Annotated in this window: 11 protein-coding genes; 7 read left to right on the top strand and 4 right to left on the bottom strand. The window is 47.3% G+C overall.

Translation table 11 applies throughout. From position 1 onward, the window contains the following. Positions 1-7 precede the first annotated feature (7 nt). The 4 genes from CLV82_RS08270 to CLV82_RS08285 form a co-directional block, all read right to left on the bottom strand. Entirely contained in the window at positions 8-304 is a 297-nt protein-coding gene (locus CLV82_RS08270) for a DUF3817 domain-containing protein (RefSeq protein WP_133643843.1), read from the bottom strand. 83 nt (positions 305-387) lie between these two features. Then, the gene (lpdA, locus tag CLV82_RS08275) at positions 388-1,779 is read right to left on the bottom strand and encodes a dihydrolipoyl dehydrogenase (protein ID WP_133643844.1); all 1,392 of its coding nucleotides are present in this window, start codon (positions 1,777-1,779) and stop codon (positions 388-390) included. Between the two features lie 170 nt (positions 1,780-1,949). Then, positions 1,950-2,450: a peptide-methionine (R)-S-oxide reductase MsrB gene (gene msrB / locus CLV82_RS08280; protein WP_133643845.1), complete on the bottom strand. Its 501-nt coding sequence runs from the start codon at positions 2,448-2,450 to the stop codon at positions 1,950-1,952. Between the two features lie 100 nt (positions 2,451-2,550). After that, positions 2,551-3,108 carry a collagen-like protein gene (locus CLV82_RS08285; protein ID WP_133643846.1) on the bottom strand — a complete coding sequence of 186 codons (558 nt, stop codon included), beginning with the start codon at positions 3,106-3,108 and terminating at the stop codon, positions 2,551-2,553. A gap of 456 nt (positions 3,109-3,564) precedes the next feature. Between CLV82_RS08285 and CLV82_RS08290 the strand changes: the two genes are divergently transcribed. From CLV82_RS08290 to CLV82_RS08320, 7 genes are all read left to right on the top strand, one after another. Continuing rightward, a complete protein-coding gene (locus CLV82_RS08290; protein WP_133643847.1) occupies positions 3,565-5,085 on the top strand; it encodes an MFS transporter in 1,521 nt (506 codons plus the stop codon). A gap of 83 nt (positions 5,086-5,168) precedes the next feature. Next, complete coding sequence (locus CLV82_RS08295; protein WP_133643848.1) at positions 5,169-6,554, top strand: alpha-amylase family glycosyl hydrolase; 1,386 nt, start codon at positions 5,169-5,171, stop codon at positions 6,552-6,554. A 154-nt stretch (positions 6,555-6,708) separates the two neighbouring features. Further along, the gene (locus CLV82_RS08300) at positions 6,709-8,646 is read left to right on the top strand and encodes an alpha-1,4-glucan--maltose-1-phosphate maltosyltransferase (protein WP_133643849.1); all 1,938 of its coding nucleotides are present in this window, start codon (positions 6,709-6,711) and stop codon (positions 8,644-8,646) included. A 3-nt stretch (positions 8,647-8,649) separates the two neighbouring features. Further along, positions 8,650-10,287, top strand: a complete 1,638-nt coding sequence (locus CLV82_RS08305) for a maltokinase N-terminal cap-like domain-containing protein (protein WP_133643850.1) — start codon at positions 8,650-8,652, stop codon at positions 10,285-10,287. Positions 10,288-10,290: 3 nt separating this feature from the next. Next, on the top strand, positions 10,291-12,189 hold the full coding sequence (glgB, locus tag CLV82_RS08310; protein WP_133643851.1) for a 1,4-alpha-glucan branching protein GlgB: 1,899 nt from the start codon (positions 10,291-10,293) through the stop codon (positions 12,187-12,189). Between the two features lie 105 nt (positions 12,190-12,294). After that, a complete protein-coding gene (locus CLV82_RS08315) occupies positions 12,295-14,694 on the top strand; it encodes a glycoside hydrolase family 31 protein (RefSeq protein ID WP_133643852.1) in 2,400 nt (799 codons plus the stop codon). A gap of 110 nt (positions 14,695-14,804) precedes the next feature. Next, complete coding sequence (locus tag CLV82_RS08320) at positions 14,805-15,617, top strand: M48 family metallopeptidase (RefSeq protein WP_133643853.1); 813 nt, start codon at positions 14,805-14,807, stop codon at positions 15,615-15,617. Positions 15,618-15,649: the final 32 nt, after the last annotated feature.

The raw sequence follows: 15,649 nt of genomic DNA on the forward strand, positions 1-15,649 counted from the left end.
GGGGAATCTACCCCTTTGCCAGGGCTCCCTCTTTCTTTAAATACTTCTGTTCTATGTAGAAGGTGCCGAAAGGCAGCAATGAAGCGACGAACAAGACCAGGAATCGTTTAAAACCCCATTGTAGTTCGTAGCAAACCCAGATGGCCAGTAAGGCGTAAGCGATAAAGAGCACCCCATGGGCGTAACCGATGTAAAGGTTAGGTTCCGGAATACCTGCCCAGTATTTTAAGGGCATACTGAATCCCATAAGCAGTAAAAAAGAGATCCCCTCTGCAATTGCAATGGCTCTGAATAATGGTATCATAATACAGTTAAAAAACCGCGACCCATCTTTACTGTAGTCACAGCCGGATGGGTCGCGGAGATTAAATCAATTTATTTCACTTCTTAAAGGTGGATTACTTCATCGTAAGCGTCGGCCACGGCTTCCATCACAGCCTCGCTCATTGTCGGGTGGGGGTGGACAGCTTTCAGGATCTCGTGACCCGTGGTTTCCAGTTTCCGTGCAACAACCGCTTCTGCGATCATATCGGTAACTCCTGCCCCGATCATATGGCAACCCAGCCACTCGCCGTACTTGGCATCAAAGATCACTTTTACGAAACCATCAGAATTCCCTGATGCCTGTGCTTTTCCACTGGCTGAGAAAGGAAATTTCCCGACTTTGATCTCGTATCCTTTTTCCTTGGCTTGTTTTTCAGTAAGTCCTACAGAAGCCACTTCGGGCATACAGTAGGTACAACCCGGGATATTCCCGTAATCCAATGGCTCTACGTGCATCCCGGCTATCTTCTCTACGCAGAGTATACCCTCTGCAGAGGCGACGTGGGCCAGGGCTTGTCCCGGTGTAACATCACCGATGGCGTAGTAACCCGGAATATTGGTCTGGTAGTAATCATTTACAAGTATCTTATCACGATCCGTGGCAATTCCTACAGATTCCAGGCCGATGTTCTCAATGTTGGATTTAATTCCGACTGCAGAAAGCACTATATCTGCCTCCAGTACTTCTTCTCCTTTCGCCGTTTTCACGGTGGCTTTCACACCCTCTCCACTGGTGTCAACCTTGGTGACTTCAGCAGAGGTCATGATCTTTATCCCGGATTTCTTAAAGGTTCGCTCCAGTTGCTTGGAAACTTCTTCGTCTTCCAGGGGAACAATGTTGGGAAGGAATTCCACAACAGTAACTTCAGTTCCCATCGCGTTGTAGAAGTAAGCGAATTCGATGCCAATAGCACCACTACCTACTACTATCATTTTCTTCGGTTGCTTTTCCAACGTCATAGCCTGGCGGTACCCTATAACCTTTTTCCCATCCTGTGGAAGGGCGGGCAGCTCACGACTCCTTGCACCTGTAGCGATAATGACATGATCTGCACTGTATTCGGTTTCTTTCCCGTCTTCTCCCTTAACACTTACTTTCTTTCCCGATTTCAGGGTTCCGAAACCATTGATGACCTCAATCTTATTCTTTTTCATCAGGAACTGGACGCCCTTGCTCATTCCGTTCGCCACGTTCCGGCTCCTCTTCACTACCGCATCAAAATCCTTATCCACATCTTTGGCTACAAGCCCGTAATCCTCAGCGTGTTGCAGGTATTCAAATACCTGTGCAGATTTTAAAAGGGCTTTGGTAGGAATACATCCCCAGTTCAGGCAGACGCCACCAAGGCTTTCTTTTTCAACGATGGCCGTCTTAAAACCAAGTTGTGATGCCCTGATCGCCGTAACGTAGCCTCCAGGACCACTTCCCAGTACAATAATGTCAAATTTGCTCATCTATTTTAGTGTTTGAGATCGTTATTTTGAAGTGGCAAAGTTACGAAACCTAACTGAAAGCCCATAGACTAAAAATGGTCCGGGCGTAAGGATATCCCTGTTTTATAACATTTGCGCATAAAAAAAGGAAAGCGAATGTTACTTTCCTTAGTTGCAGGGTTTATAAGCTATTATTCTGCAGGCACAAAATCCAGCGCCGCCCCGTTGATACAATGTCTTTTCCCGGTTGTTGCCTTCGGCCCATCATCAAATACATGGCCCAGGTGCCCGCCACAAACAGCACAATGTTCCTCGGTACGCTTATAACCGATCTTGTAGTCCACGTCATAAGCTACATTCCCTTCAATAGCGCGGTCAAAGCTTGGCCAGCCAGTACCCGAATCAAATTTATGTTCACTCTCGAAAAGCGGGGTCTTGCAGGCTGCGCACACGTATGTTCCTTTTTCCTTTACCTCCAGGAGCTCGCTGCTGAATGGGTTCTCTGTACCTGCCTCCCTGAGGATATAGAATTCCATTTCACTGAGTTCCTTACGCCATTCGGCTTCCGTTTTACTCACCGCGTATTCCTGGTAAGGCTCCTTTTCCTTTACGGCCTTATCCGGGTTGTCTTGTGAGTTTCCCTTGCACCCTAGTAGCGCAAAGGTTCCGATGATTAATATTTTCCTGATCATAGCAATTTTTTGTAATTAGACGCAGCATTAAGATAATCCTTTCAACCCGTAAAAAAAAGAACCCCGGATCTTACCGGGGTTGGGGAAATGCCATTATAGATTAATCCAAAATATGTTTTTCAACCTGGGATTCCGGGAACTGCAGCTGCTGCATCACGGCATCGAGGTTAGAGGTGTCTATATCGTTACTTTGTACGTAATCTGCAGGCAGGATTGCAATCCGGAACACCTGGTTCTGAGTATCCCCGGGTGGCAGGGTGGCCAGGTCAAAATCGGATTCCAGGAACATGCTGACGTCAAAGAAAGTGTGATCGTAGTTGTATTGCAAAAGTCCTTCGTTAAGGATCCTGGTTTGTGGAAGTAACCTCCAGATATCCACTGCTTCCCCGTTCCCGTCTTCGGTTTGTTCCCAAAGGATATAGACCAGGACAACGTCAGATTCAAATACTTCTACGGTCTGGGGAAATTCATAAAAGATGGTATAGTCATTCTGGGGGGTAAAACTGCCCTCTATCTCGATGATCTGTCCCAGGATATTGACTCCGTCAAGTCCGTCCAAACCATCAAACCCGGGAGGTCCCGGTGGCCCCGGAGGTCCTTCACAGGCGAATAGGATGAGGCTCAATACGGCGGTTAGCATTATCGTAAATCGTTTCATATCAGTATTGGTTTTAAATGAATATATGTCCCCGGTTTCCCGGAAATTATCAATGAGTTTACAAAAAGCGTTCCAAAAATTATCCTAAGATGGAAATTCCCGCTGTATCAAAGTAATTCATACCCGGAATTTTTTGCTGTTATCACAGCCCTGTTTTGAGCAATTCAAATATATAGTACAAGTGAAAAAGGGGCGGTAATTAAGGGATAAAAGCTCTCATTCCCCGCCGCAATGCCATCTGCCGAAAATTTCCAGGCACATTTAAATTGCAGATTGGCATTTACTGTATCCCGCTGGAATACGAGCAGGATCTTGCTGCCGGAACTTCTGTGAAAATGAGCTTGCGAAAATTAAATTATCCTATATTTAGTGCGCTGTTAGCGGGGAACAAGGCCATTTTCAGGCGGTTTATCCTCAGGCTCAGGCGCAAACATACTCGACTTTAATAACGATCAAATGAAAAAACGCAAACTGGGGTTTTGGGAAATCTGGAATATGAGCTTTGGTTTCCTGGGTATCCAATTTGGCTTTGCTTTACAGAACGCAAACACTTCAAGGATCTTTGAAACCCTTGGAGCCAAAGTAGATGACATTCCCATCCTCTGGATTGCAGCCCCGGTTACAGGGCTGGTGGTACAACCTATAATCGGGTATTTTTCGGATCGGACCTGGACCAGGATGGGCAGGAGAAGGCCTTATTTCCTGGTTGGTGCTGTTCTGGCATCCATCGCTCTATGTATCATGCCAAATTCGCCCTCGCTTTGGGTTGCCGCGGGCATGCTCTGGATCATGGATGCTTCGATCAATGTTTCCATGGAGCCTTTCCGGGCCTTTGTTGGCGATAACCTGCCTTCTGACCAGCGTACCCTGGGCTTTGCGATGCAGAGCTTTTTTATCGGGATTGGAGCGGTGGTCGGCTCAATGATGCCTTACATTTTCACAAACTGGCTGGGAATCAGTAATACAGCCCCGGAAGGGGTGATTCCTACTTCTGTGAAATGGTCATTTTATGTTGGTGCTATTGTCTTTTTCTGTGCGGTACTCTGGACGGTCATCAAATCCCGGGAATATACCCCGGAGGAAATGGAAGCTTTTGAAGAGAATAAAGCTGTGGTGTTGCCCGAGATCACTCCTGCTGAAAACGAGAACCGCATCCGTAAATTAAAAAAATACGGTATTATCTTAACCCTTACTGGCGGTCTGAGTACACTTATCCCGTATTTTCTCGATCTGCATAAAGAACTGTATGTCCTTACTATCGGGTTGCTGACGGTGGGAATCTTGTTCCTCGCATCTTCCTGGGTGCGCAGGAGAAAGGGTCGCACCGGTTTCGTGGTTATCATGACCGATCTCCTCTATATGCCAGATACCATGAAGCAATTGGCATGGGTACAGTTCTTTTCATGGTTTGCTTTATTTTCCATGTGGATCTATACTACACAGGCTGTGACCGGGCATGTATATGGCACTACCGATACCACCTCGCAGCTGTATAACAATGCTGCGGACTGGGTGACTGTTTTGTTTGCGATCTATAATGGTGTTGCAGCCCTGGTGGCCTTTCTCCTGCCGGTGATGGCACGTAAGACCAGCAGGAAAATGACCCACCTGCTGGCGCTATGCCTGGGAGGTGTTGGCCTGATATCCGTGTACTTTATCGCTTCCCCGGAAATGCTTATTTTGTCAATGGTGGGTGTGGGGATCGCCTGGGCAAGTATTCTTTCTGTACCTTATGCCATGCTCGCCGGTGCATTACCCCCTAAAAAGATGGGGTATTACATGGGAGTATTCAATTTCTTTATCGTGATCCCACAAATGGTTGCGGCTACCATCCTGGGATTCCTGGTCAGTGGCTTTTTTAATGGGGAGCCTGTGTATGCCCTGATCGTGGGTGGGTTATCTATGATCCTGGCGGGGTTACTCACTTTGAAGGTGAATGACCGTGCTACCATAGACCTCAAGGAAGTAGGACAATAGACCATTGCTGTTTCCGATCGATCGGCTACGCAGGGGAATTATAGAAGGAGTTGAAGCCCTGCATTTTAAGACCTGATCGTATTATGAAGACCTTTTCCAAACCACGGGTACCGGACTGGCATAAGAATGCCACCATCTACGAGGTGAACATCAGGCATTATACCCCGGAAGGTACCTTCAAGGCTTTTTCGGCCCATCTACCCCGGCTAAAGAAGATGGGGGTAGACATACTGTGGTTTATGCCCCTTCACCCTATAAGTGAGAAGAACCGGAAAGGAGAACTGGGCAGTCCGTATGCGCCAGCACATTACACCAGGATCAACCCGTATTTCGGTACTGATGCCGACTTCAGGGAATTGCTGGACCAGGTCCATGCCCGGGAAATGCACGCCATTATAGACTGGATCCCAAATCATACAGGCTGGGACCATCCCTGGATCGGGGAACACCCGGACTGGTACCTGAAAGACGATACCGGTAATATCACTGACCCCATAAACCTGTATACAGGGGAATCATGGGGATGGACAGACGTGGCTGCCCTGGATTATAACAACCGGGAGATGCGCAAGGGGATGATTGCCGCTATGTGTTACTGGGTAGAGGAAGTAGGAGTAGACGGTTTCAGGGTAGATGTTGCCCATGGTGTACCTCTGGACTTCTGGGAAGAATGTACGGATGTATTATACGCTATTAAACCCCTCTTTATGCTGGCCGAAGCAGAGATCCCTGAACTGCTGAACAGCGGTTGCTTTGTGATGGATTACGGCTGGGATATGCATAAGATCCTAACGCGTATAGCCCGGTTTAAAGGCGCCGCCGGAAGCGAGGGTGCCCGGTTGGTACAGGGAAACCTCCAGCAGAACACAGGGGACGAAATTCCGGAAGAAGTGCATTCCTATGATATTGACAGGCTCCTGGAAATTAAAAGAAGCAGGTATCACCGGGGCTACCAGATGTATTTCACCTCTAACCACGATGAGAACGCATGGTCGGGATCTGCGTATGAATGGTTTGGGGAAGCACACGAAGCTTTCGCGGTATTGACCGCTACCTTTAGTGGTATGCCCTTGCTGTATTCAGGGATGGAATCGGCTATAGATAAACAATTCAAATTCTTTACGAAGGATGAGATCGACTGGGGCGATTTCCGGAATGCTGCATTTTATGAGCAACTTTTCCAATTAAAACACCGCAACAGGGCCCTCTGGAATGGCAGTCATGGGGGTAGGCTGGTCAAGATCCATACTGGAAAGGACCAGGACATTTATGCCTTTACAAGGGAGAAGGAAGGAGACAGGGTAGTGGTTGTCATTAATTTTTCTTCTAAACATCACCAGGTTCACCTCGCCTTTAACTTTAAAGAAGGCCCGTTTTTCTCGCTGTTTTCCGGGAGAAAGGAATTTTTTGAGCAAGGATTAGACCTGCACCTGGATCCTTGGGATTACAAGGTCTACTCCAATAGATAATGGATCATTTTTATTATATTCCATACCCGGGAATTTTTGTGACCGGGGCTGGGTACCTCAGATACCACTGTTATCAAGGCCAGCTGTGAAATACGATGTGCCATTGCAGAAGAAAAATAGTACATTTAAAAACCTAACCGAACAAACCAGAATTATGTTTAAACAGCAGCGTGTCGTTATAGAGGATGTAAAACCTCAGTTACAATGTGGTGCCTTTTTTATAAAAAGAGTGGTGGGTGAAACTGTGACCGTCAGTGCGGATATCCTGCCGGATGGTCATGATGTGATGCAGGCCGAAGTCCTTTTCAGGCACGAAGGTGAGAAATCTCCCCGCGAGGTCCGAATGGAAAAAGAAGGGAATGACCGCTACTCGGCCAGCTTTAAAGTTGATAAACAGGGATTTTATGAATACCATATCAGGGCATGGGTAGACTATGCGCTGAACTGGCAGCACGGCATCGAAGCCAAACTGAAAGACTCCCAGCACGTTAAAAGCGAATTACTGGATGGGGTGCAATACCTGGAATACCTGCAAACAGTATTAAAAGGAAAGGCTAAACAGGCTGTTGCCGACTGGGCAGTAAAATTCCAGGATGACAGTGCGTATGAACAGGCTGTAGAGATCGCAGTTTCTGAAGACCTGCACCAGCTGTTCCATGATAACCCACAGCGCCTGCTCGCCAACGAATCAAAGGTTCTTAAGGTGTATGTAGACCGGGAGAAAGCCAATTTCAGTACCTGGTACGAATTCTTTCCACGTTCTGCTTCCAGGGAAAAGGGCAAGCACGGAAACTTTAAGGATTGTGAACGCCTGCTGCCACGAGTGGCCAATATGGGGTTTGACGTTATTTATTTCCCCCCGATACATCCTATCGGGGAAGTGAACAGGAAAGGTAAGAACAACGCCACTAAGGCCCAGGAAGGGGATTCCGGTGTGCCATGGGGGATTGGCTCCCGCCACGGGGGGCATAAGTCTATTCACCCGGAACTGGGCACAGAGGAGGACTTTAAACAGCTCATCCGCGCAGCTGGGGACTACGGGATAGAGATTGCAATGGACCTTGCGTTCCAGGCCGCCCCTGATCATCCCTATGTGAGCGAGCACCCGGAATGGTTCCGGAAAAGACCGGACGGCACCATACAGTATGCAGAGAATCCACCCAAGAAATACCAGGATATCGTCAACTTCTATTTTGAGACCCCGGCTTATAAGGAACTGTGGCAGGAACTCCTCAGTGTAACGCTGAAATGGGTAAACTTTGGTATCCGTATTTTCCGGGTAGATAACCCACATACCAAACCCTATTTTTTCTGGCACTGGTTGATTGCTGAAGTAAAAAAGGATCACCCGGATGTCCTCTTCCTGGCCGAGGCTTTCTCCAGGCCAAGAGTAATGCAACAGCTGGCCAAGCAAGGCTTTTCACAATCCTACACCTATTTTACCTGGAGGGTGAATAAACATGAGATCACGGAATATATGACGGAGCTGACCCAATCCGAAATGCGTGAATATTACCGTCCTAATTTCTGGCCTAATACCCCGGACATCAACCCCTATCACTTGCAGGGGGCGAATGAAGCTATGCACCTGATCAGGTATGCGCTTGCCGCTACCTTATGCGGGAACCTCGGAATATATGGGCCGGTATTCGAATTCATGGAGACAGAGGCCATTCCCGGTAAGGAAGAATACCTGAATTGTGAAAAATACGAGATCAGGCACTGGGATTGGGAACATGAAAATAAACTGACCTATCTCATCACGAGGATCAACGAGGCGCGAAAGCATTACAGGTCATTGCAGCAGACCAATAATATCAGGTTCTGTTTTGTTGAAAACGATCAGTTAATGGCTTTCCATAAATGGAGCGACGATGGTAAGGATGAGACCCTGGTGGTAATCAGCCTGGACCCGCATCACGAACAACAGGGAATTATACAGCTGCCACTGGACAGCCTGGGTATTCATGCAGGTCACCGGGTTGAGGTGCGGGACGTAATTACCGAGAATACCTATACCTGGAACCAGGAATGGAATTTTGTGGCCTTGAATCCCAACCTTCCTTTCCATATCTTCCATTTAAATAAATAACGTATGTCTGAAAAGAACAAAAAACAGGTAGAACAAGCGCCTTCCGTCTTTGATTCGGCCTGGGAAAACTTACTGGAAAATGAAAATTTCATTGAATATTTCCTGTGTGATGTTCTTGAGGATTATGTGACCAAACAACGCTGGTACGGAGGAAAATCCAGCAAACTGAAATATATAGAACTCGCGGAATATTTCAGGATACAGCAGCACGAAGAAGTATATTACGGGCTGTTGCTGGAGGTGAATTTTGAAGAGGCCTTCTACCAGCATTACTTTCTCCCTATAGCTTTTGTTTCCGATGAGAATTTTGCTGAGAAAGACCGGATTCTCCCGGTTTCTATCAATGGGCAGGATGGTTTTATTATCGATGCCCTGAACCTGGAAGCTTTTCGCAAGTTAGTTTTTGAGCGTATTGTTACGGCAGTGCCCAACGATAAGACCAGGGTGCGCTATCACAATAGTGTTCATCTTACTGATAAGGAATACCGTTCTTCCCGGTTTATGGGAATGGAGCAGAGCAATACATCGATCATTATCAATGACAAGTACGTGATCAAATTCTTCCGCAGGATCTATTCGGATACCAACCCGGATTACGAGATGAGTTGTTTCCTCTCCGAGATCAAAGGGTATAAGAATACCCCTCCGTATTGCGGTAGTATCAATATCGTGGACATAGAGGGCATCATGGTGACCATTGCCCTGATGCAGGAATTGGTGGAAAACCAGGGTGATGCCTGGGAATACATGCTCAAAGAACTGAAAATGGTATTTGGCAACCTGGCAGCCAAACGGATCAATATCGATAAGCTCCCGGGAACCCAGATGTTCAAATCCCTGGAGATCAATGACGTCCCTCCGCAGATCATCGATTGGGTAGGGCTAAACCTGTTCCTGAAACTGCAGACCTTAGCCACACGGACGGCTGAAATGCATATTGCCCTGGGATCAGAGTTCAGTGACACCGCCTTTACACCCGCACATTTTAACGGGGATTACGAGGTATGGCTGAAAAACCGTCTCCTGTACCAGTTCCAGAACAGGCTTAATATTGTGGAGAATAATATCAGCAGGCTGGAAGGACGTTCCCTGGACCTGGCCGAAAAATTCCTGGAACAGAAGAACGATATCCGGCAGCGCTTTGTCCGCTTTGACTGGACAAAACTGAAAGGCGAACGAATTCGGATCCACGGGGATTACCACCTGGGGCAGGTACTGGTCCAGGGCGATGATTTTTACCTGCTCGATTTCGAGGGCGAACCCGAGAGTACGATCCGGGACAGGAAAGTAAAACAACCCCCGCTGAAAGATGTGGCCGGAATATTCCGTTCCTTTCATTACGCGATCTACGCCACCATCTTTAATTCTGGGAAGGATTATCCGTTCTCCCAGGATGCATTATTTAAGGCCGGGGAGATCCTGTACCGGTATTTTATAGGGGTATTTATGGGCCGTTATGTCAGCCTGATACAGGAACACAATTTGAATATTGGCTATACCCAGGAAAGGATCTTTATCCTGCGTTATTGTATGCTGGAAAAAGCAGTATACGAACTGGGTTACGAGATGAATTCCAGGCCTCAGTGGGCTGTGATCCCCCTGGAAGGGATCATGAGTATTATTAACGAGACTAACAACTAACATATGGGAAAAGTTATTCCACACAGTTTATTTACAGATTACGATATAAACCTTTTCAAATCGGGGAAGCATTACCGCTTATACGACAAACTGGGTTCCCACCCTATGGAACTCAATGGAGAAAAAGGTACATACTTCGCCGTGTGGGCCCCTACCGCCAAGTCGGTCTCCGTGATCGGGGATTTCAATTACTGGTTAGAAGGAGATCATAAACTTTATGTCCGCTGGGACGAAAGTGGGATCTGGGAAGGCTTTATTCCAGGGGTAGCCAAGGGCAACCTCTATAAATACAAGATCCGCTCTCATAACCAGGATATCACCACGGAGAAAGCAGATCCGTTTGCACGTTATTCCGAGCAACCTCCAAAAACTGCTTCAGTGGTCTGGGAAGGGGATTATAAATGGAAAGACAAGGCCTGGATGGGGTACAGGAAGGAAAAGAACGGGTTAGACCGGCCTTATTCGGTTTATGAAGTGCACCTGGGGTCCTGGAAACGTACGGATGATAATAAATTTCTCAGCTATGAGGCCTTCGCCAAAGAACTGGTTAGCTATGTAAAGGAAATGGGTTTTACCCATGTGGAATTTATGCCGGTGATGGAATTTCCCTACGATCCTTCATGGGGATACCAACTTACCGGGTATTTTGCCCCCACCTCCCGTTTCGGGAACCCGGAAGAGTTTAAGAAACTGGTAGATACCATGCACCAGAATGATATAGGGGTGATCCTGGACTGGGTTCCTTCGCATTTTCCGGAAGATGCTCATGGTCTTGGCATGTTCGATGGATCGCACCTTTATGAACACCCGGATCGCAGGCGCGGATACCATCCGGACTGGAAAAGCCTGATATTCAATTACGGCAGGAACGAGGTTCGTGCCTTCCTGATCTCTAATGCCTGTTTCTGGCTGGACCAGTTCCATGTGGATGGTCTCAGGGTAGACGCGGTAGCTTCTATGCTTTACCTGGATTATTCCAGGGAGGAAGGGGAGTGGGAACCTAACATCTATGGGAATAATGAAAACCTGGAAGCCATATCGTTCTTTAAAGAACTGAACGAATATATTTACGGTAATTACGATGGGGTCCAGACCATAGCCGAAGAATCCACCGCCTTTTCCGGAGTCACCAAGCCGGTATACCTGGGAGGCCTGGGCTTTGGAATGAAATGGATGATGGGCTGGATGCATGATACACTGGAGTTCTTTAAGAAAGAGCCCGTTTACCGTAAGCACCACCAGGATGATATAACCTTCAGCCTTACTTACGCTTTTACCGAAAATTTTATGTTACCCTTTTCCCATGATGAAGTGGTATACGGGAAACAATCCCTCCTGTACCGTATGCCGGGAGACGAATGGCAGCGCTTTGCTAACCTAAGACTTCTTTTCGGGTATATGTTCACACATCCGGGGACAAACCTGGTGTTTATGGGGGGAGAGTTCGGGCAGTCGTCAGAGTGGAACTACCAGCACAGCCTGGACTGGCACCTGACCAATTACGATTTCCATTCGGGTATCCAGGAGCTGGTCAAGCAATTGAACCATATATACAAGAACTACCCGGCCCTGTACGAAAAACAGTTCAGTCCTGAAGGTTTCCAGTGGATAGACTATGGTGATGCAGAGAACTCCGTACTTACTTACGTCAGGAAAGGGCATGATAAAAAGAACGACCTGTACGTGGCTTGTAACTTTACGCCTGTCCCAAGGGAGAATTACAGGATAGGGATACCTTCGGCAAAAAAAGCCCTGGCAGAGATATTTAATTCTGACGATAAGAAATACGGCGGAAGTGGGATGCATAACAAGGCCATTAAAGTCACTAAGAACAGCTGGCATGGTCATCCAAATTCTGTAGAAGTCACATTGCCACCACTTTCAGTATTGATATTCCAGTAAGAGAAAACGCTCTACGCTAACGTTGTAGTTCAAAAAACATAACAACTTCCTTATAATTTTTAAGGATTTAAGCTTTCTTTTGCGATACCAATAAAACAATCAATCATGATTACCAATACGGAGTTAGAATATAAAGGGAATTTATACCCCAATGAAATTGTTGATGTTAAGCAGGAGTCTGATAAATTCTATTTTACTACTGATAACGGGGTAATTCTTGAGCTCACCGTGATTCGTAATTCTGCGGTCCGGTTCCGCTATGCTACGGAACATTTATTCCAGCCCGACTTTTCCTATGCGATCAGTGAGAACGCCATTAAAGGATTCAGTCAACTGGAATTCCGCGAAACAGAAACTGAATACTGGGTAGAAACTGCCCGTATCCGGGTACTTATCGATAAGAAAACCCTTCGAACACAGATCTCCGATAAGGAGGGGAACATCATAAACGAGGATGAACTCGGATTCCACTGGGAAGAGAACTATACCCACGGTGGTAATTCGGTTAAGATGAGTAAAATTACCCAGGCCTCGGAAAGTTTCTACGGGATGGGAGACAAGGCTACTCATTCTAACCTCAAGGGGAAAAGAGTGAATAACTGGGTAACGGATCAGTATGCCTACGGCAAGGACCAGGACCCCCTTTATAAAGCTATTCCTTTTTATATAGGACTACATAACCAGATCGCTTACGGGATCTTTTTTGACAACACTTTTCGCACTCATTTTGATTTTTCTCATGAGCGACGGAATGTGACCAGCTTCTGGGCTGATGGAGGCGAGATGAACTATTATTTCTTTTACGGCCCCGAAATGTCGCGCGTGGTGCAGGCCTATACGGACCTTACCGGCACACCCGAATTACCCCCGCTTTGGGCCTTGGGATATCACCAGTCTAAATGGAGCTACTACCCGGATAGCCAGGTACGGGCACTTGGAAAACAGTTCAGGAAAAATAAGATCCCATGTGACGCCATCTACCTGGATATTGACTACATGGATGGTTTTCGTTGTTTCACCTGGGATAAGGAAAAATTCCCGGACCCTAAAGGCATGATACAGGACCTGGAGAAGGACGGTTTTAAGACTGTGGTCATGATAGACCCGGGTATCAAGGTAGACCGGGATTACTGGGTGTACCAGGAGGCCATGGAGAATGATTACTTCTGCAAGAGAGGAGATGGTCCCCTGATGCGTGGGAAAGTATGGCCCGGAGTCTGCAGCTTCCCGGATTTTACGAACCCGGAGGTGCGGAAATGGTGGGCCAACCTATACAAGGAAATGATCGCTGAGACCGGCGTCCACGCCGTATGGAATGATATGAATGAACCCGCGGTGATGGAAGTTCCAACCAAAACGGCACCGCTGGACACCCGCCATAATTATGACGGTCATCCCTGCAGTCACCGTAAAGCCCATAATATTTACGGGACACAGATGGTCAGGGCCACCTATGAAGGGGTCAAAAAATTCGTTTTCCCTAAAAGACCTTTTGTTATTACCAGGGCGGCTTATGCCGGGGCACAGCGCTATAGCTGTACCTGGACCGGGGATAACGTAGCTACCTGGGAACATTTATGGATAGCCAATGTACAGGTACAGCGGATGTGCCTGAGCGGTTATTCTTTCGTAGGATCAGATATCGGTGGTTTCGCCGAGCAACCCAATGGAGAATTATTTGCACGCTGGATACAGCTGGGAGTCTTCCACCCGTTTTGCAGGGTACATTCGAGCGGGGATCACGGGGACCAGGAGCCCTGGTCTTTTGACCCGGAGGTGACCAAGATCGTGCGTAAGTTCATTGAGCTGAGGTATCAGCTTCTGCCTTATCTCTATACCATGTTCTGGAAATACTCCAGGGACAATGTCCCTATGATCAAATCCCTTGTCTATTTTGACCAGGAAGATCCCCAGACACATTTCCGGACAGACGAATTTATTTTCGGCGACCAGATCCTGGTTTGCCCGGTACAGGAACCTAACGCCAAAGGCAGGCGTATGTACCTGCCACGGGGCAACTGGCATAACTACTGGACAGGAGAAGTGGTAGAAGGCGGAATGGAGAAATGGGTGGTTGCAGATATAGATAAAGTTCCCTTGTTCATTAAAGAAGGGGCTATCATCCCGTTCTACCCGGTACAGCAGTACGTAGGCGAGATTGAACTGCAACAGCTTACCCTGAATGTATATTATAAACAGGGGATCGAGGATTCCACCGTTTATGAGGATGCCCAGGATGGCTTTGATTATAAGAAAGGCGGGTACAGCCTGAGGAACTTTAAGTTAAACGGGAAGGAGAAGGAGCTGATCATCCAGCAATACAAGGACGGTACTTATGAAACCACTTATGATTCTTTCAAGATCAGGTTACATGGCTTGCCGTTCAAGATCAAGACCATCGAAGTAGACAATGTCAAAGTTCCCCTGGACACCGTGCGTTTAAACGGTGACAGCACCATTGAAATAAGCAAAAATTTTACGGAATTGCACATAATAGGGGCCTGATTTATTCTTACTTTCATTCCCCACAGGATTCGGTATGATTCTTGATTTTTACCATGCAGAGAACAGCCGTACCTGTCCAATGGGAACAAGTAAGGAAAAAATTTATGACGATGAAACGAATATTACTTATAGTGGCGGTCATGATGACCGTCGTTGCCTGTAAGACTAACCCTTTTACCGGTAAGAAGACCTTGAACTTCTATCCTAACAGCCAGATATTTCCGATGGCATTTGCTCAGTATGACGAGTTCTTAAAGGAAAATAAAGTGGTTGAAGGCACAGAAGATGCCCGTATGGTTACCAATGTAGGGCAAAAGATTTCGGCCGCGGCAGAACGCTGGCTAACGGCCAATGGTTATCCAGGTTACCTGAAGGATTACCGGTGGGAATACAACCTGGTAAAGGATGATGCGGTCAATGCCTGGGCCATGCCGGGAGGTAAGATCGTCTTTTATAGCGGGATCATGCCTATCGCCAAGAATGAAGCAGGAGTTGCAGCCATTATGGGCCATGAAGTTGCCCACGCACTCGCTGACCACGGGGCACAACGAATGAGCGCAGGGACACTGCAGCAATTGGGTGCCGTTGCCGGGAATATCGCGATCAGTGATCCTGAAAAAAGGAACGTATTCAACCAGGCCTACGGGGTAGGTTCTACAGTAGGGGTAATGCTGCCTTTCAGCAGGAGCCACGAGACCGAAGCGGACCGCATAGGTTTACAGATCATGGCGATCGCGGGATACGATCCCATGGAGGCCGCTGATCTCTGGAGAAGGATGAAAGCCGAGTCAGGAAATGCGGCTCCGCCGGAATTTTTAAGTACTCACCCGTCTAATGATACCCGTATCAACAACATAGAGAAATGGGCACCCCTTGCTAAGGAAGAAGCCCGAAAATTCGGAGTGACCTCTTTTAAATCCTAATCAGTTTAAAAACGTATATTGAAACCGTTTCC

Origin of the sequence: Zeaxanthinibacter enoshimensis (assembly GCF_004362865.1) — a bacterium.
Classification (GTDB): domain Bacteria; phylum Bacteroidota; class Bacteroidia; order Flavobacteriales; family Flavobacteriaceae; genus Zeaxanthinibacter; species Zeaxanthinibacter enoshimensis.